Raw genomic sequence first — 23499 nt, forward strand, 5'->3', positions numbered from 1 at the left:
CGCATGAACGGATCTGCCGCGCTGTCGACCCCGATGACCGATCCGTTCGGGCGGACCATCAGCTATTTGCGCGTGTCCGTCACCGACCGCTGCGACCTGCGCTGCTTCTACTGCATGTCGGAAGACATGACGTTCCTGCCCAAGGCGAACCTGTTGACGCTGGAGGAGCTCGACCGGCTCTGCTCGGCCTTCATCGCCAAGGGTGTCAGGAAGCTGCGCCTCACCGGAGGCGAGCCGCTGGTCCGGCGCAACGTGATGACGCTGGTGCGCTCGCTGTCGCGGCATCTGTCGAGCGGCGCCCTGACCGAGCTGACGCTGACCACCAACGGCACCCAGCTGGCGAAACATGCGAGCGAGCTCGCCGATTGCGGCGTCCGCCGCATCAACGTCTCGCTCGACACGCTCGACCCCAAGAAGTTTCGCGAGATCACCCGCTGGGGCGAGATCGACAAGGTGCTGGAAGGCATCGAGGCCGCGCGCGCCGCGGGCCTTGCCGTGAAGATCAACGCGGTGGCGCTGAAGAACCTCAACGAGGACGAGCTTCCCGAGCTGATGCGCTGGGCCCACGGCAAGGGCATGGGCCTGACGCTGATCGAGGTCATGCCGATGGGCGAGATCGGCTCGGGCCGCATCGACCAATATCTGCCGCTGTCGCTGGTGCGTGCGCGCCTTGCCCAGCAATTCACGCTGACCGACCTCGTCGAGAGCACCGGAGGCCCGGCCCGCTATGTCAGCGTCGCCGAGACCGGCGGCAAGCTCGGCTTCATCACGCCGATGACGCACAATTTCTGCGAATCCTGCAACCGGGTTCGCATCACCTGCACCGGAACGCTGCACACCTGCCTCGGCCACGAGGATGCCTCGGATTTGCGCAAACCTCTGCGTGCATCCGATGACGACATGCTGCTTGCGGATGCGATCGACCGCGCCATCGGCCTGAAGCCCAAGGGCCACGATTTCATCATCGACCGCCGCCACGACCGCCCGAGCGTCAGCAGGCACATGAGCGTCACCGGCGGCTGACACCGGCGGATTACGGGCTTATTCCCCTTATCTATCAACAAACTTCCGATTGACTGGCGGCACGCCCGCTGGTTTGGTGCGGCGGCCTCATGCCTGCGCGGCGAGATAAGCCACGCGCCATCTCGGCGCAGTCAAGACGGCCGGGGCACAATCGGGGGAGGACCTATCGTTGCAAGCGCTCCTTAAGCTGAGCAGCAGGATCGACGCGTTCACGCGCTGGACAGGCAAGCGCGTGGCGTGGCTGATCGTGCTCGCCGTGATCATCTCGGCCGTCAATGCCATCATCCGCAAAACGTTCGACACCTCCTCGAATTCATGGCCTCGAGCTGCAATGGGTGCTGTTCAGCATCGTCTTCCTGCTCTGTGCCCCCTGGACGCTGCTCGACAACGAGCACATCCGCATCGACATCGTGAACAACACGCTGCCGAAGAAGGCCCGCAACCTGATCGATGTCGTCGGCCACGTATTCTTCCTGTTTCCGATTTGCATCGTGATGATCATCACGGGGGTGCCGTTCTTCCAGCGCTCCTTCCACATCAACGAGCAATCCGGCAACGCCGGCGGGCTGCCGCAATGGCCCGCCAAATCCCTGATCATGATCGCATTCGCGTTCCTGCTCGTTCAAGGCATCTCCGAGCTGATCAAGCGGATTGCGGTGATGCGCGGATTGATACCGGACCCGCATGAATCCCAGGTGTCGGCGCTGGAGGCGGAAGTCGAGCATCTCGTCGAAGCGATCGAGAAGAAATAGCCGTTGGCGACGGTGTAGGGGGAATTCATGACCGCATTTATCATCGCCAATATGGCGCCCATCATGTTCGTGTCGCTGGTCGTCATGCTGCTGCTTGGCTATCCCGCGGCATTCTCGCTTGGCGCCGTCGGCCTGTTCTATGCCGTGATCGGCGTCCAACTCGGCCAGTTCCACCCCGACTTCCTCCAGGCCCTGCCGGAGCGCGTCTACGGCGTGATGAACAACGACACGCTGCTCGCCATCCCCTTCTTCACCTTCATGGGGCTGGTACTGGAGCGGTCGGGCATGGCCGAGGACCTGCTCGACACCATCGGCCAATTGTTCGGCACAATCCGCGGCGGCCTCGCCTATGCCGTGATCTTCGTCGGCGCGCTGCTCGCCGCGACCACGGGCGTGGTGGCCGCCTCCGTGATCTCGATGGGTCTGATCTCGCTGCCGATCATGCTGCGCTACGGCTATGACCGCCGCGTGGCAGCCGGCGTCATCGCCGCCTCCGGCACGCTCGCCCAGATCATCCCGCCCTCGCTCGTTCTGATCGTGATGGCCGACCAGCTCGGCAAGTCCGTCGGCGACATGTACGAGGGCGCCTTCATCCCCGGCCTCGTGCTCGCGGCCCTCTACGCCCTCTACGCCTTCCTCGTCAGCATGATCTTCCCGGCGGCAGCACCCGGCCTGCCGAAGGACGCCATCGGTTTCCGCGAAGACAATGGCGACCGCGGCCTGCTCTCGCTCGGCATGCTGTTCATCGCGAGCTGCGTGTTCGGATGGTTCATGATGCGCAATTCGAGCACGCATGGCGCCGATTACGTCGTGCTCAGCATGTTCTACGGCATCGTCTTTGCGTTCGCGGTCGCCGTAGTGAACTGGGCGATCGACAGGCTGACCGGCTTCCGTTTCCTGTCCAAGATGGCGCAGCAGACCACCTTCGTCATGGTGCCGCCGCTGTTCCTGATCTTCCTGGTGCTGGGCACCATCTTCATCGGTATCGCAACCCCGACCGAAGGCGGCGCGATGGGCGCGGCCGGCGCCCTCATCCTGGGCGCCGTGAAGCGCCGGCTCAGCTGGGACCTGATCCGGCAAGCCACGGAATCGACCGCCAAGCTGTCGGCTTTCGTCGTGTTCATCCTGGTCGGCGCCCGCATCTTCTCGCTGACCTTCTATGGCGTCAACGGACACGTCTGGGTCGAGCATCTGCTCACCTCATTGCCCGGCGGCCAGGTCGGCTTCCTGATCTTCGTCAACGCCCTTGTGTTCGTGCTGGCCTTCTTCCTCGACTTCTTCGAGCTGGCCTTCATCGTGATCCCGCTGCTCGGGCCTGCCGCCGAGCATCTCGGCATCGACCTAATCTGGTTCGGCGTCATTCTCGGCGTCAACATGCAGACCTCGTTCATGCATCCCCCGTTCGGCTTCGCGCTGTTCTATCTCCGCTCGGTCGCGCCGAAGGATCGCTACACCGATCGCATCACCGGCAAGCGGATGGAACCTGTCACCACGGGCCAGATCTATTGGGGCGCAGTGCCTTTCGTGGTCATCCAGCTGATCATGGTCGGTCTGGTCATCGCCTTCCCCGCGATGGTGATGCACTACAAGGGTGTGCAGTCGAACATCGATCCCAACACCATCAAGATCGAGGTGCCGCAGATCGAGCTGCCGCCGCTGGATCTCGGTCCGCCGCAGAAGTAGCCGCGGATGGCGCGACTGCTGCCCTCTTACCCTCCCCCGGGAGGGGAGGGTCGGCTCGCATTGAGCGCAGCGAAATGTGAGACGGGTGATCTATCCTCACGGGACTGCCCGAGTGGAGAGATCACCCCACCCGCTCGCGCTGCGCGCGATCGACCCTCCCCTCCAGGGGAGGGTGAAGAGGCCACCTCGTTTGCCAACCTGAACCGCAGCGTGAACTCGGCGCCGCCGCCGGGAAGATTCTCCACCGCGACCGTAGCGGCGTGATCGTCGGCCACGGCCCGCACGATCGAGAGTCCGAGGCCCGCGCCGTCGCTGCGGCGGCGGTCGGCGCGCCAGAAGCGCTGGAAGATCAGCTCGCGCTCGGCCTCCGCGATCCCCGGACCGGAATCGCGCACGCGCACCGAACCGTCCTCGCCCACCTCGATTTCGACGGTGGTGTCCTTTGCCGTGAACTTGATGGCGTTTTCGGCGAGGTTGAAGATCGCGCGCTGCAGCATCTCCGCATTGCCGTGGATCGGCACCGGCGCATCGGTGCCCTTCAGCGCGATGTCCTTGTGTTGCGCGATCGCGAACGGGGCGATCGCAGCGACCACCTCGGCGGCGACGGCGCGCAAATCCGCGGTCTCGCCGGGATCGAGCACCAGGGTGTCGAGCTCAGCGATCTCCAGCAGCTGGGCAACGAGGCGGCTCATGGTTTCGATGTCGGCATGCAGCGCCTGCCGCGCCGCGCGATCGTCGAGCGTCTCGATCCGCGTGCGCAGGATCGCAAGTGGCGTGCGCAACTGATGCGCGGCGTCCGCCGTGAACTGCCGCTGCACCCGAAAGCCGCCTTCGAGCCGGTCGAGCGCCTGGTTGACGGCGGTGACGAGCGGCAGGATCTCGCGCGGAATCTGCTCCGTCGGCAGGCGGATGTCGGTGCGCGCCGGGCCGATATTGGCGGCCTTCTCGGAAGCCCGCCACAGCGGCGCGATCGCACGGCGAAAGATGATGATGTCGGTGGCGAGCAGGACCAGGAGGATCGGAATCGTGATCCAACCGACGCGCCGGAAGAAGTTCGAGACGATGTCGTCGATGATGACGTCGCGGTGCGCGAGGTCCTCGGCGACCTGGATCCGCACTGTCTTGCCGTCGATGTCCCGGGTGACCGCGGCGCCGGAAATGCTCTCCGACGTGCGCGGTACCGCGGCGGCGGAGCGCCGGTGCGAGGAGAACAGCAAGCGGCCGTCGGCGTCGCGAATGTCGTATTGATAGCGGCCATACGCTTCCGAATAGAGGCCCTTGAGACTGTCGGGCAGATTGAACGTCAACAGGCCGCCCGGCTGCGCGACGATGCGCTCCGCCAGCACTTCGGCCTGCGCGCGCATGGCATCGCGATGCAACTGGTCGATCTCGGAATTGAGCAGCCAGAACAGCACCAGCGGCAGGAAGATCGCGGCCACCGCGACCGCCAGGATGTGCAGGAACACGATGCGCCAGATCAGCGATTTGAACGTCGGCGAGCCGCCATAGGACCTGGCGTGAGACCCGGTCTGGGCCACGCTATTTCTCCACGTCCATGAGATAGCCGACGCCACGGATGGTGTGGATCACGACCTTGGCGCCGTGTTCGGCGAGCTGCTTGCGCAGCCGCGAGACATAAACCTCGACGGCGTTGGAGGCGACCTCGCCGTCCAGCCCGAAGATATGGTCCTCGACGTTCTTCTTCGGCACCACCCGCCCCTGCCGGCGCAGCAGGATCTCGAGCACCGAGGTCTCGCGCGCGGAGATGATCCGCGGCTGGTCGTCGACGAAGATCTGGCGGCTCTCGGTATCGTAGACGAGGTTGGCGAGACTGAGCGAGCGGCCGAGCAGCTGGCCGGGCCGGCGCAGGATCGCCTCCAGTCGCGCCACCAGCTCCTCCATCGCGAACGGCTTTGCGAGATAATCGTCGGCGCCGCTGCGCAGCCCGCCGACGCGGTCCTGCAGGCCGCCGCGTGCGGTCAGCACCAGCACGGGGAGCGGCTCCATCCTGGCGCGCAGCTCGCGCAACACCGACAGGCCGTCGCCGTCGGGCAGCCCAAGGTCGAGGATCATCGCGGCATAGCTGACGCTGCTCACCGCCTCGCGCGCCTCGGCCGCGCTGCCCACGATGTCGCTCTGGTAGCCGGCCGCCGCCAGCCCGCCCGCGACCAGCCGCGACAGCTCGGCATTGTCCTCGACGATCAGAAGGCGCATCGCATATCCGCCGAAAACCCAGGTCACCGCACGGCTCGCGCGGCATCTTCGCTCTCTTCCACCATTCCGGCCGCCTCGACCAGCGAAAAAGCACGGCGCCGGTCGCCGGCCCCTCTCAAACATGGCAGCGCCCCGGAGCTTTCACACCGGGGCGCTGCCTGCGAGGGATGGCGCGATCAGCTCTGCGAGCGGCGCGCCATGAAGATGTCGTAGCCGACCTCGGCGACCTGGAACCAGGAATAGCCGTCGCTCGTGAACTTGGCGAGCGAGTCGTGCACCTTCTTGAAGTTCGGGTTGCTCGCGGCGACTTCGGCGTGCAGCTCCTTGGCGGCCTTGTGGCAGGCATCCATGATCGACGGCGAGAACGGGTGCAGCTTGGTGCCGCCGGCGAGCAGCTTCTTCAGCGCCAGCGGATTGGCATTGTCGTAGCGCGCCATCATGTAGTTGTTGGCGTAGTGGCCGGCCTGCTCCAGCACGCTCTGGTAATATTTCGGCAGCGCGTTCCACTTGTCGAGGTTGACGAAGGCCATCAGCATCGGCCCGCCTTCCCACCAGCCGGGATAGTAGTAGTGCGGCGCGATCTTGTAGAAGCCGAGCTTCTCGTCGTCATAGGGGCCGACCCATTCGGCGGCGTCGATGGTGCCCTTCTCCAGCGCGGGATAGATGTCGCCGCCGGCGAGCTGCTGCGGCACCACGCCGAGCTTCTGGAGCACGCGGCCGGCGAAGCCGCCGATGCGGAATTTCATGCCCTTGAGATCGTCGGGCGTATTGACCTCTCTCCTGAACCAGCCGCCCATCTGGCAACCGGTGTTGCCCGCGAGCAGCGAGACGACGTTGTAGCTCTTGTAGAATTCGTTGAGCACGTCGCGGCCGCCGCCCAGCATGTACCAAGCCTGGTTGATGCGCATGTTGGGGCCGAACGGCACGGCCGAACCAAAGGTGAAGGTCGGATCCTTGCCGAAATAATAGTAGGACGCGGTGTGACCGATTTCGCAGGTGCCGTTCTGCACGGCGTCGAGCACCTGGAGACCCGGAACGATCTCGCCGGCCGCGAAGATCTGGATCTGGAATTTGTTGTCGGTCGCCTCAGCGACCATCTTGCACATCATCTCGGCCCCGCCAAACAGCGTGTCGAGCGACTTCGGCCAGCTCGTCGGCATACGCCATTTGATCTCCGGCATCGACTGCGCGATCGCGGGAGCCGCGAGCGTGGCGGCGCCGGCCGCGCCAAGTCCGGTGACCTTGATGAAGTCTCTTCTCTTCATGATTTCCTGCCCTGATGGTTTGCGATTGTGGGCCTTCTTGCCGAGGCTTAGGGCCAGCATGACGCAAGCCGGGACGCAATGCCATCCCCCGATCGCACTGTGGCAAAGAAAAAGCCCGGCCTCCAGGAGGCCGGGCTCTGCGGTCTTGCGATTCCAGGCGATCAGCCGCGCGTGCGCGAGCGGATCATGAAGCTGTCGTAGGTATATTCGGCAACCTGCCACCACAGATATTCGTCGGAGCGGTAGGCCTGCATGGCGTCAATCACCTTCTTGAAGTCGGCGTTCTTGGCCGAGACCTCGGCCCAGAGCTCGTTGGTCGCCTTGAGGCAGGCTTCCAGCACTTCGTTGGTGAACGGGCGAAGCTGGGTGCCTCCGGCAACCAGGCGCTTCAGCGCGGCCGGGTTCTGCATGTCGTAGCGCGCGGCCATCCAGGTATTGGCATGGGTGGTCGCGTTGGCGAGGATAGCCTGGTAGTTCTTCGGCAGCGCGTTGAACTTCTCCAGGTTGGCGAAGGCGTGGACGGTGGGACCGCCTTCCCAGAAGCCCGGATAGTAATAGTACTTGGCGACCTTGGCGAAGCCGAGCTTCTCGTCATCGTAGGGGCCGACCCATTCGGCGGCGTCGATGGTGCCCTTCTCCAGCGCCGGATAGATGTCGCCGCCGGCGAGCTGCTGCGGCACCACGCCGACCTTCTGGAGCACCTGGCCGGCGATGCCGCCGATGCGCATCTTGAGGCCCGACAGGTCGGCAACCGTCTTGATCTCCTTGCGGAACCAGCCGCCCATCTGGGTGCCGGTGTTGCCGCAGGGGAAGCCGATCACGTTCGACTTCTTGAAGAACTCGTTGGCGAGCTCGTTGCCGCCGCCCTGGAACAGCCAGGAATTCTGCTGGCGCGCATTGAGGCCGAACGGCACCGAGGCGAAGATCGCGAAGGTCGGGTCCTTGCCGACGTAGTAGTACGACACCGTGTGGCACATCTCGACCGTGGCGCTGGAGGTCGCATCGAGCGCCTGCAGGCCGGGAACGAGTTCACCGGCGGCGAACACCTGGATCTGGAATTTGTTGTCGGTCATCTCGGCGACGTACTTCGCCACCTGCTCGGCACCGCCATAGATGGTATCGAGCGACTTCGGGAAGCTCGAAGTCAGGCGCCACTTCACCTCGGGCGAGGACTGCGCGATCGCCGGCGAGGCCACTGCGGTCGCCGCCGCGCCTGCTGCCGACACTTTCAGAAAATCACGACGCTTCATCTTCAGGTCTCTCCTTGCTGGGGCGTTTCCCCTTGAACTTCTCTTGTGCCGCCGCTGATTCCGGCGACGCGACAGGGCCGCGTCGAACCGAAGGGGCTTGACTGCGGTGGGCCTTTAACACGGAAGGCGCGTTTGCGGAACGCGACAATGGCATGACGGGGCTCTACGAAAGTCGCATGTCTCCCAAGGGACGAGGCGGCGCGCCGGCGGCCGCTTCAAGCCGCCGCGATGACGCCCTTGAGCTGGTCCCGGACCTGCCCTGCAATGGCGCGGTAGATCGCCGCATGGGGACCGTCCGGCTCGCTATCGACGACGGGGTTGCCGGCATCCGAGGTCGCGCAGAATCGCCATGTGCAGCGGGATCTCGCCGAGGAACGGCACCTCGAGCTTCTCGGCCTCGTGCCGCGCGCCGCCATGGCCGAAAATGTCCGACCGCGTGCCGCAATGCGGGCACTGGAAGTAGCTCATGTTCTCGACGATACCGAGCACGGGCACGTTGACCTTCTTGAACATGGCAAGTCCCCGCCGCGCGTCGATCAGGGACAGGTCCTGCGGGGTCGAGACGATCACCGCGCCCTTGAGCGGCACGTTCTGCGCCAGGGTGAGCTGGGCATCGCCGGTGCCCGGCGGCATGTCGACCACGAGAACGTCGAGCTTGCCCCATTCGACGTCGCGCAGCATCTGCGTCACCGCCGACATCACCATGGGACCGCGCCAGATCATCGCGGTCTCTTCCTCGACCAGGAAACCGATCGACATGATGGCGAGGCCGAAGCGCCGAAGCGGAATCATCTTGCGCTCGTCGTTCAGCTCCGGCTTGTCGCGCAAGCCCGTCAGGCGCGGCACCGAGGGGCCGTAGATATCGGCATCGAGCAGCCCGACCTTGAGCCCGAGATCGCGTAGGCCGAGCGCCAAGTTCAGCGCGGTGGTCGACTTGCCGACGCCGCCCTTGCCGGAGGCGACTGCGATCACGGCGGCGACGCCCGGGATCTCCGACTGCCGCGCCATGGGCGAGCCGCCTCCCTGCGGCGGCTTGTGGGCATGGGTCGGCTGCACGCCCGGCGCGCCGCGACTCGGCTGCGGAGGCGGCGGCGGTGCGGAGCCCGGCTTGCGCTCGGCGGTCAGTGCCACCATGACGGTGGTGACGCCGGGGATGCTGCGCACCGCGGCCTCGGCCTCGGCCCGGATGGATTCCCAGGCCCTGGCCTCGGCGGCATCGACATTGATCGAGAAGAACACCTTGCCGTCGGACGCGCTGATCGCGCTCAGCACGTCGGCATTGGTGAGCGCGACCCCGCGGGGCGACTTGATCCTGGCGAGGCTGTCGAGAACCTGTTGCTGCGTCACGCTCAAAGTGCATCTCCTGAACGGAGCCTGATCCGGACCCGGAGGGCCGCGCCAGCGCAAAGCGGGAAGCGGCTTTCCGGCAGGGCCAGGCTCGAGACTTTAGGATGCCCCATTAGAGCGGAAACGCCCAAAAGGCTACTGCCTGCCGATATCGTCGGCCATCTCGGCGGGCGCCGCCCCCTGCTCCTTGGCGGCCTCGTAATTCAGCTCGATCATGACCCCGTTGGGGTCGTGAACGAAGATCTGCCAGAGCTCGCCGCCGGGCACCTGGCGGGAGTCGAACTTCATTCCCTTGGAGGCCAGCCGCTGCTTCATGCCGTCGAAGCCGCGGCTGACGAAGGCGACATGATGGACGACGCCGGAATCCGGCTTCTGCGGCTCCGCCGTCGCGGAAATATCGACCAGGTGCACCACCGCCCGGCCCTCGCTGTACATCCAGGCGCCGGGGAAGGCGAAATTCGGCCGGGCGCCTTTTTCCAGCCCCAGCACGTCCTCGTAGAAACGGACGGTCTCGGCCAGATTCCGGGTCCGGATGTTGAAATGATCGAGGACGCCAACGCTCACACCGCCCATGCTTTCGCTCCCTTTTTCGAAGTTCTTAGGTCCCGCCATCCTAGCACAGGGGGCCGCCAAACGAAGCCGTTGCCCTCCCGGCTTAACGGTTTATGGTGCGCCTCCGATCCGCCCTCGCAGCGGAACTTCGAGGGTGCCGCCCGGGCGCCCTCGCCCTGCTACAACCGTAAAGCTCAAAACTACGGACAAGGTACCACACATGGCTAAAGTCGCTTTCCTCGGTCTCGGCGTCATGGGCTTCCCGATGGCCGGACACCTCGTGAAAAAAGGGGGCCATGAGGTCACCGTCTACAACCGCACCGCGGCCAAGGCGAAGGAATGGGCGGACAAGTTCGGCGGCAAGACCGCAGCGACCCCGAAGGCGGCCGCCGAAGGTCAGGATTTCGTGATATGCTGCGTCGGCAACGACAACGATCTGCGCGCGGTCACGATCGGGGCCGACGGCGCCTTCGCCGGGATGAAGAAGGGGGCGACCTTCATCGATCACACCACCGCCTCCGCCGAGGTCGCGCGCGAGCTGGACGCAGCCGCCGGCAAGGCGGGCTTCAAATTCGTCGACGCGCCGGTCTCCGGCGGCCAGGCCGGCGCCGAGAACGGTGTGCTCACGGTGATGTGCGGCGGTGCGCCCGACGCCTATTCCGGCGCCGAGCCGATCATCACGGGCGCCTATGCGCGGATGTGCAAACTGCTCGGGCCCGCCGGAAGCGGCCAGCTGACGAAGATGGTCAACCAGATCTGCATCGCCGGTCTGGTGCAGGGTCTCTCCGAGGGTATCCACTTCGCCAAGAAGAGCGGCCTCGACGTCGCCGCTGTTATCGAGACCATCTCGAAAGGGGCCGCGCAGTCCTGGCAGATGGAAAATCGCTACAAGACCATGAACGAGGACAAGTACGATTTCGGCTTCGCGGTCGAATGGATGCGCAAGGACCTCTCGATCGCGATCGCCGAAGCCCGCCGCAACGGCGCCAACCTGCCTGTCACCGCGCTGGTCGATCAGTTCTATTCCGAGGTCGAGAAGATGGGCGGCAAGCGCTGGGACACGTCGAGCCTGCTCGCGCGCCTGCAGCGCTGAGGAGCTGTTGCGGCGTCGTTCGGGGACGTGCAGCATCCGGGCTTCGTCGCGACCTCGGCTGCGACGAAGCTTCGGCCAAGCGGTCGAACGGAAAGAATATGGCCTTCGGGGGAGCCTTGCTTAGCGTGATCGCCGCCATCCTTGTCGTTGCCTGTGTCGGCATCGCGCCGGAGCTTCGACGGCGGCACGCCGAGGTCGCCGGGCGGAGGATCTGCCGGCAGCGGTCCCGCCTTGTCACGAGCCTGCTCGTCATTGCCACCCTGATCCTGGCTGCATCACCTTCGCAGGCGCTCGCCGCATCGCTCGATGGCGCCAGCATCGGCCCGCAATGGGCGCTTCCCTTCGCCGGCATGCTGCTGTCGATCGCGATCTTTCCGCTCGCAGCGCCTCACTTCTGGGAGCACCACCAGGGCAAGATCGCCGCGATGTGGGGCGCCCTGATCGTGCTGCCGCTTGTCATCTGGCACGGCCCGCTGCCGACCATCCAGGCTCTCGTTCATACCGCGCTGCTCGAATACATCCCCTTCATTCTGCTGCTCCTTGCGTTGTTCACGGTCGCCGGCGGAATCGTGGTGCGCGGCAATCTTCACGGCTCGCCGGTCCTGAACACGCTGCTGCTCGCGCTAGGCACCCTGATCGCGAGCGTCATCGGCACGACCGGAGCGTCGATGGTCATGATCCGGCCGGTGATCCGCGCCAATGACGACCGGCGGCACAACGCGCATGTCGTCATCTTCTTCATCTTTCTGGTGTCGAACATCGGCGGCTCGCTTTCGCCCCTGGGAGATCCGCCGCTGTTTCTGGGATTCCTGCGCGGCGTGGACTTCTTCTGGACGACGACGCACCTGTTCCCCCAGACGACGTTCGCCGCCTGGATTCTGCTCGTCCTGTTCTTTTGCATCGACGCTTATCTGTATCGCAAGGAAGGCCGCGTCAAACCGGACCCGACTCCGGACAATCCGTTGCGGATCAGCGGCGGCCTCAACTTCGCTCTGATGGGCGTCATCATTGCTGCGATCCTCTTGAGTGCCAAGCTCGATCTCGGCGGATTCGAGGTTCTCGGCACGCACCTTCAGCTGCAGAATCTTCTGCGCGATGCCGTGATGATCGGCGTCGTGTTCGCATCTCTTGCCGTCACCTCCAAGGAGGACCACGACGCGAACGGCTTCTCGTGGGCCCCCATGATCGAAGTGGCAAAGCTGTTCGCCGCCATCTTCATCACCATCATTCCCGTGCTTGCGATCCTCAACGCCGGAAAATCCGGCGCCTTTGCCTCCGTCGTAAACATGGTCACCAATGCCGACGGCACGCCGAACAATGCCGCCTATTTCTGGCTGACCGGTTTGCTCTCGTCCTTTCTCGACAACGCGCCGACCTATCTGGTTTTCTTTGAGCTTGCTGGAGGCGACGCCAAGCATCTGATGACGAGTGGCGCCATGACCCTGGCCGCGATCTCGGCAGGTGCGGTGTTCATGGGCGCAAACTCCTACATCGGCAACGCGCCCAACTTCATGGTGTACGCGATCGCGCGAGGAGCGGCGTCGCCATGCCGGGCTTCTTCGGGTACATGGCCTGGACCTCCGTCCTGCTGCTGCCGGTGTTCGCGTTGGTGACGCTCGTTTTCTTCAGGTGAAGGGCCTGCGGGTTCCGCGAGCGGAGGTCGAGCCGGGTCTTGGATTAACGCCCCGTTAACGTAATTCTTTAGCTCCTTAAGTCACCTCTTAAGGATTTCTTGCCAGAGATAGACAATGCAGAAGGCCCTCGTCCGGCGTGGGCAGGAATCGTTGTTGCTTGATGAGTAACCCCGCTGAAAAGCCCGAGGTTGTGCAGCTTCCGGCCGAGCCGGTGAGCGCTCCATCGGCGAGCAGCCGACGGGCTGCGGCGCAGCGGGTGCGCGAGGCGCGCGACAAGTTAACGTCGACCAGCGGAACCCGGCCGGCCTTCGACGCCGAGATGCTGCGGCAATACGCCCAGACCCGGCTGTCGGCCTCCTATGTCGTGATGCTGCTGGTGGTCGCGACCGGGTTGCTGTTCGGGCTGTGGATGCAGCCGATCCCGGCCGCCGCCTGGACCGTCGGCATGCTCTGCATCCACGCGGCGATGATCCGCAGCTGCCGGCGCTTCCTGACCGAGCCCGCCTCGCCCGCGGCGACGCGCGCATGGCGGACGCGCTTCGTCGTGCTCGATCTGCTCTATGGCCTGTGCTGGATGGCGATCCTGATCCATCCCGTGCTCGACATGGTCACGGAAACGCTGATGATGTTCCTGATGCTGCTGGTGATCGCGGTATCGAGCATGGTCGCCGCGAACCTGCCGATCGCAGCCCTTGCCGCCACCGCGCCCGTCGCGGTCGCGATGGCGCTGAGCTTTGCGATCACCGGCTCGCTGGACAATTACATCCTGGCCGCGCTCTCGCTCGCGGCCGAAGGCTATTTCGTGCTGCTGGCGCACCGCCTGCACTCCTCCACCTTCGCGACGCTGGAGGCGCGCGCCGAGAAGGACGCGCTGATCGGCGAGCTCGAACAGGCCAAGGCGATCTCGGACGAAGCGCGCCACCGCGCCGAATCCGCCAACGTCGCCAAGTCGCGCTTCCTGGCGCAGATGAGCCACGAGCTGCGCACGCCGCTGAACGCCATCCTCGGTTTCTCCGAGGTGATGAAGAGCGAGATCTTCGGCGCCCATGCGGTGCCGGTCTACAAGGAATATTCCGCCGACATCCATAACTCCGGCGTCCACCTGCTCAACCTCATCAACGAAATCCTCGATTTGTCGCGGATCGAGGCCGGCCGCTACGAGCTCAACGAGGAGGCGGTGTCGCTGGTCGGCATCGTCGCCGACTGCCACCATCTGATGAAGCTGCGCGCCTCGAGCAGGGGCATCACCATCCACGAAGTGTTCGAGCAGGCCATGCCGCGGCTCTGGGCCGACGAGCGCGCGATCCGCCAGGTCGTGCTCAACCTGATCTCCAACTCGATCAAGTTCACGCCGCAGGGCGGCGAGATCTGGCTCAAGGCCGGCTGGACCGCTTCGGGCGGACAATATCTCTCGGTGAGGGATACCGGCTCCGGCATCCCCGAGGACGAGATCCCGGTCGTGCTCGCCTCGTTCGGCCAGGGCTCCAACTCGATCAAATCGGCAGAACAGGGCGCCGGCCTCGGCCTGCCGATCGCCAAGAATCTGATCGACCTGCACGGCGGCACGTTCACGCTGAAGTCGAAGCTGCGCATCGGCACCGAGGTAATCGTCACCTTCCCGCCGGAGCGGGTGATGAGCGCCCTTGCGCCGCTGTCGGACGATTCTCCACCGCTCCAGCCGGAGAGTTCCGCACTGCCCGACGAGAAGCGCCGGCCGCGCCACAAGCCGATCATGAGCGCCGGCACCGGCTCCTAACCAGATGCTTGCAGACATGCCCGACAATCCCCCACTATGTCCGAATGAGCAAAGAAACGCCGTGCGTTGCCGTCTGCATGATCGATCCCAGGACCAAGCTGTGCTTCGGCTGCGGCCGGACCTTGCCCGAGATCCGCGCTGGCACGCCATGGACAGCGCGGAACGGCGCGCGGTCATGGCCCTGTTGCCGGAACGCATGACGGAAGCCGGGCTTGCGCCGATCGCGGCATCTCCGAAGCGGGCCTGACCGGCCTGCGCGCCTGCGGAGGCGCACGATGATCCGCTTCCTGCTCGTCCTCGTCATGCTCGCCGGCACGGCCGGCGCGGTCGTCGCCTATGGCGATCCGGAGCAGATCGCGCGCGCCGGCCACAAGGTCTCGCACATCTTTCGCGCGCAGACGGTGGCGCCCGCTCCTGCCGTGCAGATCCCGCGCGGCCAGGGCGGCGAATTTGCACTGCGTGCGAAGATCAACGGCGTCGCAGCGCCGATGGTGATCGATACCGGTGCGACGTCGGTGGTGCTGACCTGGGAAACCGCGAAGGCGATCGGGCTGCCGCTCGAAATGCTCGAATACGATGTCGATCTCGAAACCGCCGGCGGCCATACCAAGGCGGCCCGCCTCACGCTCGATCGTCTCTCCGTCGGCCATCTCGTCGAAAAATCGGTGCCGGCCCTGGTCGTCCAACGCGGGCAGATGAAGACCAACCTGCTCGGCATGAGCTTCCTCGACCGCCTGGAGAGCTGGGGCGTCCGCGCCGACAAGCTGATGTTGACCGGCTATCCCGAACTTCAGAGCAGCCCCCGCCGCTCGCGCACCGCGATCGACTAGATCGCAGCGGCGCGTGCGCGGGCCCACCGCCGGGGCTAGAGCAGCGGCGCGCCCTGCCGCAGATTCATGTGCCGGTTGACGTCCTTGTAGAGCAAGTAGCGAAACCGGCCCGGGCCTCCGGCGTAGCACGCCTGCGGGCAGAAGGCGCGCAGCCACATGTAGTCGCCGGCTTCGACCTCCACCCAGTCCTGATTGAGGCGGTAGACCGCCTTGCCCTCGAGCACGTATAGCCCGTGCTCCATGACATGCGTCTCGGCAAAGGGGATCGTCGCCCCCGGCTCGAACGTCACGATGTTGATGTGCATGTCATGGCGCATATCGGCCGGATCGATGAAGCGGGTGGTCGCCCACCTCCCCTCGGTGCCCGGCATGGCGACGGGCTCGATGGAATCTTCGTTGGTCACGATCGCCTCGGGCTCGGCTAAGCCCGGCACGCGCTGGTACAGCTTGCGGATCCAGTGCACCTGTGCAGGGCTAGCTCCGCGATTGCGAACGCTCCAGGCGCAGCCGGGCGGCAGATAGGCGAAGCTGCCAGGCCTCAGCTCACGTTCACCCTCCGCCAACTTGAGCATCAACGTGCCGCCTGCGACGAACAACGCCCCTTCGGCATCCTTGTCCGGCTCGGGCATGTCGCTTCCGCCGGCCGGCGCGATCTCCATGAGATAATGGGAGAACGTCTCGGCGAAACCGGACAGCGGTCGCGCCAACACCCAGAGCCGCGTGTTGTCCCAGTGCGGCAGGTGGCTGACGACGATATCGCGTTGCACGCCGCTGGGGATGACGGCGTATGCGTTCGTAAAGACCGCGCGGCCGCTCAGCAGGTCCGTCTGGGACGGAAGGCCGCCCTGCGGTACGTGATAGGTGCGCGATGACATCATCAAGCCTCGTGAAGGTTACCGATGGGACGTATCAGCTCGCAGCCGACTGGACACCGAGCTGTAGCGGCTCGGTCAGCCAATGTTCTTCGAGATTGGCGCCATCTCCCTTGCGGTCGACAACGAGGAACGCGCTTGCGTCCTCGAGAACCAGGAGCGGATGGTGCCAGCAGTTTCTAGCATAGTTCACGCCCTGATGGCCCTTTGCCGCGAACGCCCGGTAGCTGGACGAGACGCTGGGGTCGGCGCAAACGACGACCAGCCAGTCGGCGCCGTTCAGGGGCATGAACAGCTGGCTCCCGAGCGGATGCCGTTCCATCAGGCGGATCGCGATCGGCGCGGGCCGCACCGAGGCGACGAACCAGCTGATGTTGACTTCTCCGCCTTCCGCGGCAACGTCGATATCGGCAAGCCCGTTGAAGCGCTGAGCGTAACCCTGGTTGATCGATAGCGGCGTCCTGCCTTCCGTTTCGACGACGTCTCCGAACGGAGCGAACGCCTGCTTCGTCAAAGGCTCGATCGAGAGCGTCACCATTGCCAACCTCAAGTGCTCCGCGTTCAAAGGGGTCTGCAGGCCCGCGTGGGTCATTCGTTGACCAGCTGCGATATCAAGTCCAATATATAGACCGACAGGATTGATAGGTTTTCGCTATGGATCTTCGCCAGCTCCGGTACTTCATCGCGGTTGCCGAAGAGCGCAGCTTCACCCTCGCCGCCCGGCGGCTGAACCTCTCGCAGCCGCCGCTCAGCCAGCATATCCAGGCCCTCGAGGCAGAGCTCGCGACCCCGCTGCTCTACAGGACCAGCCGCAGGGTCGAGTTGACGCAGGCGGGTGAGGCCATGCTGGTGCGCGGACGCGCCATCCTGCAACAGGTCAAAGCCGCGGAAGACGAGGCGCGGTCGATCGGAGCCGGCCTGATCGGAACGCTGGATGTCGGGGCGACCGGCTCGATCCTGCGCGGCCGTCTCGCGGAGCTGCTCGCGGCGTACCGCAAGGTGGCCCCGCAGGTCAGGATGACGGTGCATGAGCAGGCGCCGGCATTGCAGATCGCGGCGCTGCTCAGCCGCACGACCAACATCTGTCTCATTCGCGGAATTCCCGCCGAGCGCGACCTGACCAGCAAGCTGGCGTGGCGGGAAGAGGTCGTCATCGCAATGCCCCGCACCCATCAGCTGGCGCGCCGCAAGCGCATCGCGCTCGGTGAACTCGCGTCGAGGATCATGTCGTCCTCGATCCCGAGAGCTCCGATTTCGCGCGATACCTGCAGACCTGCTGTGTCGATGCCGGCTTCCTGCCAAAGGTGTCGCAGCAGGTCGTCGATGCCCAGTCGATCCCGAGCCTGATCGCCGCGGGATTCGGCGTCGCGCTCGTGCCGCAGTCGATCGCGCGCTTCACCACCGCCGACATCGTGTTCCGTCCGATCCGGCCCGCGCCGCCCACGGCCGACGTGTTTCTGGTCTTCAGAGCGGACGAGACATCCATGGTGGTGCACAATTTCATCAAGCTGGCTCTTCGATACCTGAATCATGGGAAACGTGTGGTTGATGCTCCCGGGGCCGGCCCAGTCTCCTCCGCATCCCGGGGAATGCTGCGACGTGTCCGGCAATAGGATGCACCCGCTCTCCTCCCGTCATTGCGAGATGCACGCAAGTGAGTCAGCACCTCGGACGCACTCTCGTGCCCCGGACAAGCCGCAACGCGCAAGCGGTGCGGCGCAGAGCCGGGATCCAGAGCGACACGGTCCAATGCCGCGACATGGGCCCCGGCTCTGCAGCGCACCGTACCGGACGATGCTTCGCATCGCCGGGGGCGCTGCGTCCGGGGCACGAGTGCGGTGGGCGGCGCATACTCTCTCCACGTCATTGCGAGGTGCTCGCGACAGAACTGCGAAGGGCCGTAGGGTGGGCAAAGGCGCCCTTGCGCCGTGCCTACGATCTGTCCGATACGGCGATAGACGGTGGGCACGCTGCCGCCTTCGCTCTTCGAGCGACGGCGGACAAGTCGCTTTGCCCACCCTACGAAATCGCGTTTGTCGCAGGCACCTCGACTCACAGACACGCCTTCTTGTTCTCGCGGCTTGATCAGCCCGAGCTTTGCTTGCGTCTCCACCCTCAAATCCAAGAGGGCGCAGGGAAGGCCGGGTGCTGACAACGCACCCGCGGTCCGCTGCGCGAAAATGCACACGCAGAAGAACCGCACAGCAGCATACAGGTGGTGCCGATCACTCGGCCTTCCCTGCGCGATGGTCGGACGGCTTATGCCGTGCCCTCCCGGGAGCCGAACTTTCCTTCTGGCCTCCCTCGCCGTTCGAATTGGCGATGCCGTCCGCCCGGTTGGGCTCGCGCGCATCTTCGAAAAGCTTGACCGTAGCAACGACGGCCAGGACCACACGGTTTTGCCGTACGCACGGCCCGCCCTATCGCCGCAGTTTTCCCAGCCCTGTCGACGGAGCCGGAAACTTACAGACGAGACGAAACCTAGCAGCGCCGTTCGTCCGCACGCGGTTACGGACTCACAGGGACTACCTGCCCTGCCCGCCCTCTCGTGCCGACGCTGCCGCGTCCACCGCAAGCCCGGCTCGCGATCAAGACGACCTCGAGATCGCCCCTCCTGGTTGAGCCGGGATGGGCGACACATACGTCAAAACCGAATTTCGGTAAAGTGGAATATTTTTGGCGAAGCCGGTTGACAGCGGGGCGACACAGGCGCGATGCCGTAGCCCGCGCTTAGGCCGCCGGCAACGCGAACGAGAATGTCGCGCCGCCTTCCGGCCCATAGCCTGCGACCAGCTCGCCGCCGTGCTCGCGCACGATGCCATAGCTGATCCAGAGGCCAAGTCCGGTCCCCTCGCCGACCCGCTTGGTCGTGAAGAACGGCTCGAAGATGTGGCTGATGTGATCCTTGTCGATTCCCGGTCCATTGTCCGAGATCCGGATCAGGATCTCGCTGCCCTTGCGGACCGCCGAGACCACCAGCCGCGGCGCGTCCGTGCCGCGCATTGCGTCGATCGCATTCTCCACGAGATTGACGATCACCTGGTGCAATTGCCCCTCGTTGCCGCGGACCCAGAGCTCCGGCTCGATCTCCAACTGCAAGTCGATGCGCACCTGCTTGGTGCGCACGGCCCACAGCACCGCGGTGTTGATGAGCCGCTCGATGTTGACGCGCTCGACCTCGCCGAGCTTGCTGAAGGACAGCCGGCGCAGATTCTTCACGATTTCGCTGATGCGGACTGCGCCTTCCAGCGTGCCTTCGATCAGCGGACCGAAATCCTCCAGGATCTCGTCGATGCGGAGGCTGCGCCGCCTGGCGGCGAGGTCATCCTCCCCGGCCTCGCCGTGGACCGCATCGAGATAGGCGGCGATCGCGGTGCGATAGCGCATCAGGGTGTGGACGTTGCCATAGACGAAGCTGATGGGATTGTTCAGCTCGTGCGCGACGCCCGCAACGAGACGGCCGAGGCTGGCCATCTTCTCCTGCTCGACCAATTGCCGCTGGGCACGCTGCAACTCGTGATGGGCCTTGTGCAACTCCTCATAGGCGCGGCGAAGCTCCCCGATCGGGCGGCCCGTCAGCACCACGCCGATGAAACGTCCGCGATGATCATGGCGGGGAGAGGCGTTGATGGCGAACAGATCCGAGCTGCCGCCCTCGCCCGAAAACCGCAGCTCGCCGTCGACGACGTCGGAGGCGCTGCGCGGCTTCAGCAGCGGGACCAGCTTGGCCTTGTCCTCGCTATCGATGACATCGGCGATGTTCCTGCCGACGATATCCGCGACATTGCAGCCGAGCGTGTGCTGGAAGGCGGAATTGACCTGCTGCACCAGCCCTTTCGCATCGCAAACGATGAGGATGTCGGAGACGGACTCGATGACGTTGGTGACGAAGGCCTGCGCCTCCTCCAGCTCCGCATTCTTGTGCTCGAGGTCGACCTCGTAGCGGAGCAGGTCGGAATAGACCTCGTCCATCTTGCGGATGACCTCGATCCAGGCGCCCTCACGCTCCTGATCAAGCTCCATCGCGCCACGCTTGGCGATCAGCTTGAGCAGCGTTTCGGGCTCGCTGGCTTCGGGAGGGTGCGTCACCTCAGGCATTCTTCCTCAAATCATACCGGGACAGCTTGTTCCTGAGCCCGACGCGCGACAACCCGAGCTCGTTGGCGACCCGGCTGATATTGCCTTCGTACCGCTCCAGAGTGCTGATGATAACCGCCTTCTCCAGATCTTCCACCTTGTCCTTGAGGGTCGCCGAGCCGTTCAATTTGCCCTGGATCGCCGCCGCCGGCGGCTTGCCGTTGCGCCGGCCGAGCAGCGGCGGGGCCTGCAATTCATCCGCGTCCGCCAGCACCACCATGCGCTGGATCTCGTTCTGCAGCTCGCGGACATTGCCGGGCCAATGGTACCTGGCGAAGGCCTCGAGCGCGGAGGCGGCAAAGCGCAGGCCCGGCCGATTGAAGGAGGTCTTCACCGACGACAGCACCCCTTCGGCGATCAACGAGACATCCATCGGGCGCTCGCGCAAGGCCGGCATGTGGACGGGAAACGCCGCCAGGCGATAATAGAGATCGCGCCGGAAGCGGCCCGCCTCGACCTCGGCTTCGAGATCCCGGTTGGTCGCGGCCACGACACGGACGTCGACCTTGCGCACCCGCTGTGCGCCGAGCGGCCTGATCTCGCTCTCCTGCAGAACGCGCAAGAGCTTGACCTGGAATGCCGGCGAGGTCTCGCCGATCTCGTCGAGGAAGATGGTGCCGCCGTCGGCGACCTCGAACAGCCCGATCCTGTCCTGGTAGGCGCCGGTGAAGGCGCCCTTCTTGCAGCCGAACAGCTCGCTTTCGAGCAGTTCGTCCGGCAAGGCGCCGCAATTCTCGACCACGAACGCCTTGTTGGCGCGCGCCGAGCCGTAGTGAATCGCGCGCGCAAGCAGCTCCTTGCCGGTCCCGGACTCGCCCGTGATCAGCACGGAGATGTCGTAGTCTGCGGCGCGCCTGCCGAGCTCGATCACCTTGTGCATGGGACTTTCCGGCGAATGCACGATGCGGTCGAAATCATAGAGCTGCTTGGCAACCCCGCGCTTGACCGAGACGACCTTCTTGATATGCCCCGGCGTCGCCTTGACGTCGACACCGGCGGTTTCCGTCTCCTTCTGCAGGCGATAGAGCTGCACCGCCTCCTTGACGATGTCGACCAGCCGCTCCGGCTGCCAGGGCTTGGTGATGTACTGATAGATGCCGGCCTCGTTGAGGCCGGCAATGATATCCTCCGAATCGGAATAGCCGGAGATGATCATCCGCACCGGATCGGGCCACAGCTCGCGCACGCGCTTCAGGAAGCTCACGCCCGATTCATGCGGCATGCGCTGGTCGCAGAGGATGGCGTGGACGATCTCGCCTTCCAGCAGCTTCTCCGCGTCGGCTGCATTGCCGGCGCACAGCACCTCGAAATCCTCCCTGAGAACGCGGCGCAGCGCTTCCTGCGAGCGGACTTCGTCGTCGACGACGAGAATGGTTCCCAGAACGCTCATGAGGGCACCGCCACGGGTCTCTGCCGCTCGGTCGTCCGCCGCGCCCGGTGATTGGCGATGGTCAGCGGCGTCCGCGACTTCGGCACCTTGTGGATGAAGTTGTAGCGCGCGACGTGGTAGCTCGGATCGAAGCCGTAGAAATTGAGCTTCATCCGCCGCAGCTCCTCGTCGCGATAGGCCTGCAGGGGCTTTTCGGCCTCGTCCGCCGCGCGGCGCCTTTGCTTCTCGGCGAGGCGCGCTGCAAAGCCTGGATCCGCGCCTGCAGCAGCTGCCAGCTTCACGAGACTTTCGCGTGCCAGCTCGTCGCGTGCGAGCACGCGGTCGACGATGCCGAGGCGCTGCGCCTCGGCGACGCCCATCGGCAGCCGGCACTGCGTGATCCCTATCGCGTTCCCGGCGCCCGCGCGGCGCGGCAACAGATAGGTCCAGTATTCGGAGCCGAACAGATTGCCCATGTCCTTGTAATGCGGATTGAGCACGATCTGGTCGCTGGCCCAGACCTCGTCGGCCGCCAGGCTCAGGAACACGCCCCCCGCGCCCGCATTGCCGCGAATGACCGAAATCACCAGCCGGTCCGTGGTCTCGATGATCGCGCGCGCCAGATCGTCGATGGCGTTGATGTTGCGCCAAGATTCATCGGCGGCACTGTCGGCGGCCTCGATCTCGGCCAGATGAATGCCGTTCGACCAATAGTCGAAACCGCCGGTCAGGAGCAGAACCTTGGTCGGGCGCGCCAGCGCAGCATGGTAGGCATCGCGCAGCGCTGCGCAATCATCCGTCGACATCGCGCCGTTGTAGAAGGCGAACTGCAGCTCGCCGACCTCGCCGTGCTCGCGATATTGAATCGGAGCATAGCCGCAATCCGGTCGCCGCGGCAGGCAGGCTGCCTGCCCGGCGAAAACCTTGCCGCGGATCGCTTCAGGCTCTTCGGCGCAAGTTGCCGCACATGGCCGATCCAGACTGCTCCGTCGACCGTTGCACGAGCCAAAGCGCCGTCGCATTGGGCCACGACCGTGCCGGGAATGCCGGAGATGTCCCGCGCTCCATGGACGTCGAACAGCCGCACGTCCTGGAAGAACAGGCTGTCGACCAGACCCGGCATGCCGTCGGCGCTGTTGATCTTGCGCAGCACGGTCTCGGTCGTGTCGTGCTGCCAGTCGATCGCCCGGTCCGACTGGCGGCAGGGCCCGCGCACGCGAATGCGCGCGTCGTTCGCCGCCATCGGCTGCGGCGTCGGTCGTCCCGCTGCGATCGCATCGACGGCCTCCAGCACCGCTTCGACCGCGCATCGGGTCACCTCGTTGCGGTAGATGCTCGATTTCGCAGCGCGCCGCATCGGGAACGTGCGGAACGCCCAGACCGGACCGGCATCGAACTCGCCGTCCGCCTGCAGCACAGTGACGCCCCACTCGGTCGCGCCTTCGAGAATGGCCCAGTCGAGCGCGGCCGGCCCGCGGTCGCCGGGCGGGCCGGGATGCACGATCAGGCAGCGCACGCTGCGCCAGACATCCTCGGGAATCGCCCGCTTGAGAAACGGCGCGATCACCAGGTCCGGCTGGTACAGCGCCACGCTTTCCCGGGTGACGTCGGCGTGGATGTCGAGCTCGACCGAGACCTCATGGCCGCGCTCGCGCAGCTCGACATGCAGACGCTGCGTCAGGCTGTTGAAAGAATGCGACAGCAGCAGGATACGCATCGGGA

Annotated in this window: 18 protein-coding genes and 4 pseudogenes; 10 read left to right on the forward strand and 12 right to left on the reverse strand. The window is 65.2% G+C overall.

Annotated features, from left to right (window positions below):
* The first annotated feature begins 3 nt into the window (after window positions 1–3).
* The 3 genes and pseudogenes from moaA (at window position 4) to ACETMP_RS11195 (ending at window position 3458) form a co-directional block, all read left to right on the forward strand.
* Window positions 4–1023, forward strand: coding sequence for a GTP 3',8-cyclase MoaA (gene moaA / locus ACETMP_RS11185; RefSeq protein ID WP_375160986.1), 1020 nt, complete (start codon window positions 4–6; stop codon window positions 1021–1023).
* Window positions 1024–1192: 169 nt separating this feature from the next.
* Window positions 1193–1775, forward strand: a pseudogene (locus tag ACETMP_RS11190) (TRAP transporter small permease subunit).
* A 27-nt stretch (window positions 1776–1802) separates the two neighbouring features.
* On the forward strand, window positions 1803–3458 hold the full coding sequence (locus ACETMP_RS11195) for a TRAP transporter large permease subunit (protein ID WP_375160987.1): 1656 nt from the start codon (window positions 1803–1805) through the stop codon (window positions 3456–3458).
* Between the two features lie 26 nt (window positions 3459–3484).
* Here ACETMP_RS11195 and ACETMP_RS11200 read toward each other — a convergent pair whose 3' ends face one another.
* The 6 genes and pseudogenes from ACETMP_RS11200 to ACETMP_RS11225 form a co-directional block, all read right to left on the reverse strand.
* Window positions 3485–4996, reverse strand: coding sequence for an ATP-binding protein (locus ACETMP_RS11200; protein ID WP_375160988.1), 1512 nt, complete (start codon window positions 4994–4996; stop codon window positions 3485–3487).
* A gap of 1 nt (window position 4997) precedes the next feature.
* Window positions 4998–5672: a response regulator transcription factor gene (locus ACETMP_RS11205; RefSeq protein ID WP_375160989.1), complete on the reverse strand. Its 675-nt coding sequence runs from the start codon at window positions 5670–5672 to the stop codon at window positions 4998–5000.
* Window positions 5673–5848: 176 nt separating this feature from the next.
* Window positions 5849–6937 (reverse strand): TRAP transporter substrate-binding protein, encoded by a 1089-nt coding sequence (locus ACETMP_RS11210; protein WP_375160990.1) that lies wholly within the window; start codon window positions 6935–6937, stop codon window positions 5849–5851.
* Between the two features lie 161 nt (window positions 6938–7098).
* Complete coding sequence (locus ACETMP_RS11215) at window positions 7099–8187, reverse strand: TRAP transporter substrate-binding protein (RefSeq protein ID WP_375160991.1); 1089 nt, start codon at window positions 8185–8187, stop codon at window positions 7099–7101.
* Window positions 8188–8402: 215 nt separating this feature from the next.
* A pseudogene (locus ACETMP_RS11220) lies at window positions 8403–9540 on the reverse strand (Mrp/NBP35 family ATP-binding protein).
* Between the two features lie 129 nt (window positions 9541–9669).
* A complete protein-coding gene (locus ACETMP_RS11225) occupies window positions 9670–10107 on the reverse strand; it encodes a VOC family protein (protein ID WP_375160992.1) in 438 nt (145 codons plus the stop codon).
* A 199-nt stretch (window positions 10108–10306) separates the two neighbouring features.
* Between ACETMP_RS11225 and ACETMP_RS11230 the strand changes: the two genes are divergently transcribed.
* The 5 genes and pseudogenes from ACETMP_RS11230 to ACETMP_RS11250 all read left to right on the forward strand — a co-directional run bounded on the left by ACETMP_RS11230 (window position 10307) and on the right by ACETMP_RS11250 (window position 15399).
* The gene (locus tag ACETMP_RS11230) at window positions 10307–11179 is read left to right on the forward strand and encodes an NAD(P)-dependent oxidoreductase (protein ID WP_375160993.1); all 873 of its coding nucleotides are present in this window, start codon (window positions 10307–10309) and stop codon (window positions 11177–11179) included.
* 242 nt (window positions 11180–11421) lie between these two features.
* Window positions 11422–12812 (forward strand): annotated as a pseudogene (locus tag ACETMP_RS11235) (sodium:proton antiporter).
* 161 nt (window positions 12813–12973) lie between these two features.
* Window positions 12974–14569 carry a sensor histidine kinase gene (locus ACETMP_RS11240; protein WP_375160994.1) on the forward strand — a complete coding sequence of 532 codons (1596 nt, stop codon included), beginning with the start codon at window positions 12974–12976 and terminating at the stop codon, window positions 14567–14569.
* A 44-nt stretch (window positions 14570–14613) separates the two neighbouring features.
* Window positions 14614–14816: pseudogene (locus tag ACETMP_RS11245) on the forward strand (DUF1289 domain-containing protein).
* 28 nt (window positions 14817–14844) lie between these two features.
* On the forward strand, window positions 14845–15399 hold the full coding sequence (locus tag ACETMP_RS11250) for a TIGR02281 family clan AA aspartic protease (RefSeq protein ID WP_375160995.1): 555 nt from the start codon (window positions 14845–14847) through the stop codon (window positions 15397–15399).
* 35 nt (window positions 15400–15434) lie between these two features.
* On the opposite strand, the gene ACETMP_RS11255 is transcribed toward ACETMP_RS11250, so the two are convergent.
* Together ACETMP_RS11255 and ACETMP_RS11260 are read right to left on the reverse strand one after the other, a co-directional pair.
* Window positions 15435–16274, reverse strand: a complete 840-nt coding sequence (locus ACETMP_RS11255) for a bifunctional allantoicase/(S)-ureidoglycine aminohydrolase (RefSeq protein WP_375160996.1) — start codon at window positions 16272–16274, stop codon at window positions 15435–15437.
* A gap of 34 nt (window positions 16275–16308) precedes the next feature.
* On the reverse strand, window positions 16309–16809 hold the full coding sequence (locus ACETMP_RS11260) for an ureidoglycolate lyase (RefSeq protein ID WP_375160997.1): 501 nt from the start codon (window positions 16807–16809) through the stop codon (window positions 16309–16311).
* A 116-nt stretch (window positions 16810–16925) separates the two neighbouring features.
* Here ACETMP_RS11260 and ACETMP_RS11265 point away from each other — a divergent pair, with 116 nt between their 5' ends.
* Window positions 16926–17618: a LysR family transcriptional regulator gene (locus ACETMP_RS11265; RefSeq protein WP_375160998.1), complete on the forward strand. Its 693-nt coding sequence runs from the start codon at window positions 16926–16928 to the stop codon at window positions 17616–17618.
* Window positions 17537–17884, forward strand: a complete 348-nt coding sequence (locus ACETMP_RS11270; RefSeq protein WP_375161886.1) for a LysR substrate-binding domain-containing protein — start codon at window positions 17537–17539, stop codon at window positions 17882–17884. Before ACETMP_RS11265 ends, ACETMP_RS11270 begins: the two co-directional genes overlap by 82 nt.
* Window positions 17885–19001: 1117 nt before the next feature.
* Here the strand turns inward: ACETMP_RS11270 and ACETMP_RS11275 are convergent.
* Genes ACETMP_RS11275 through ACETMP_RS11290 form a run of 4 tightly spaced genes read right to left on the reverse strand, consistent with a single transcriptional unit; the run spans window position 19002 to window position 23494 of the window.
* Complete coding sequence (locus ACETMP_RS11275) at window positions 19002–20369, reverse strand: sensor histidine kinase (protein WP_375160999.1); 1368 nt, start codon at window positions 20367–20369, stop codon at window positions 19002–19004.
* Entirely contained in the window at window positions 20362–21798 is a 1437-nt protein-coding gene (locus tag ACETMP_RS11280; protein WP_028135622.1) for a sigma-54 dependent transcriptional regulator, read from the reverse strand. The genes ACETMP_RS11275 and ACETMP_RS11280 overlap by 8 nt, the downstream gene beginning before the upstream one ends.
* On the reverse strand, window positions 21795–22583 hold the full coding sequence (locus tag ACETMP_RS11285) for an enoyl-CoA hydratase/isomerase family protein (protein ID WP_375161000.1): 789 nt from the start codon (window positions 22581–22583) through the stop codon (window positions 21795–21797). The genes ACETMP_RS11280 and ACETMP_RS11285 overlap by 4 nt, the downstream gene beginning before the upstream one ends.
* A complete protein-coding gene (locus ACETMP_RS11290) occupies window positions 22505–23494 on the reverse strand; it encodes a formyltransferase family protein (RefSeq protein WP_375161001.1) in 990 nt (329 codons plus the stop codon). Before ACETMP_RS11290 ends, ACETMP_RS11285 begins: the two co-directional genes overlap by 79 nt.
* Window positions 23495–23499: the final 5 nt, after the last annotated feature.

This window comes from Bradyrhizobium dasycarpum (assembly GCF_042019905.1).
GTDB classification, from domain to species: Bacteria; Pseudomonadota; Alphaproteobacteria; order Rhizobiales; family Xanthobacteraceae; genus Bradyrhizobium; species Bradyrhizobium japonicum_B.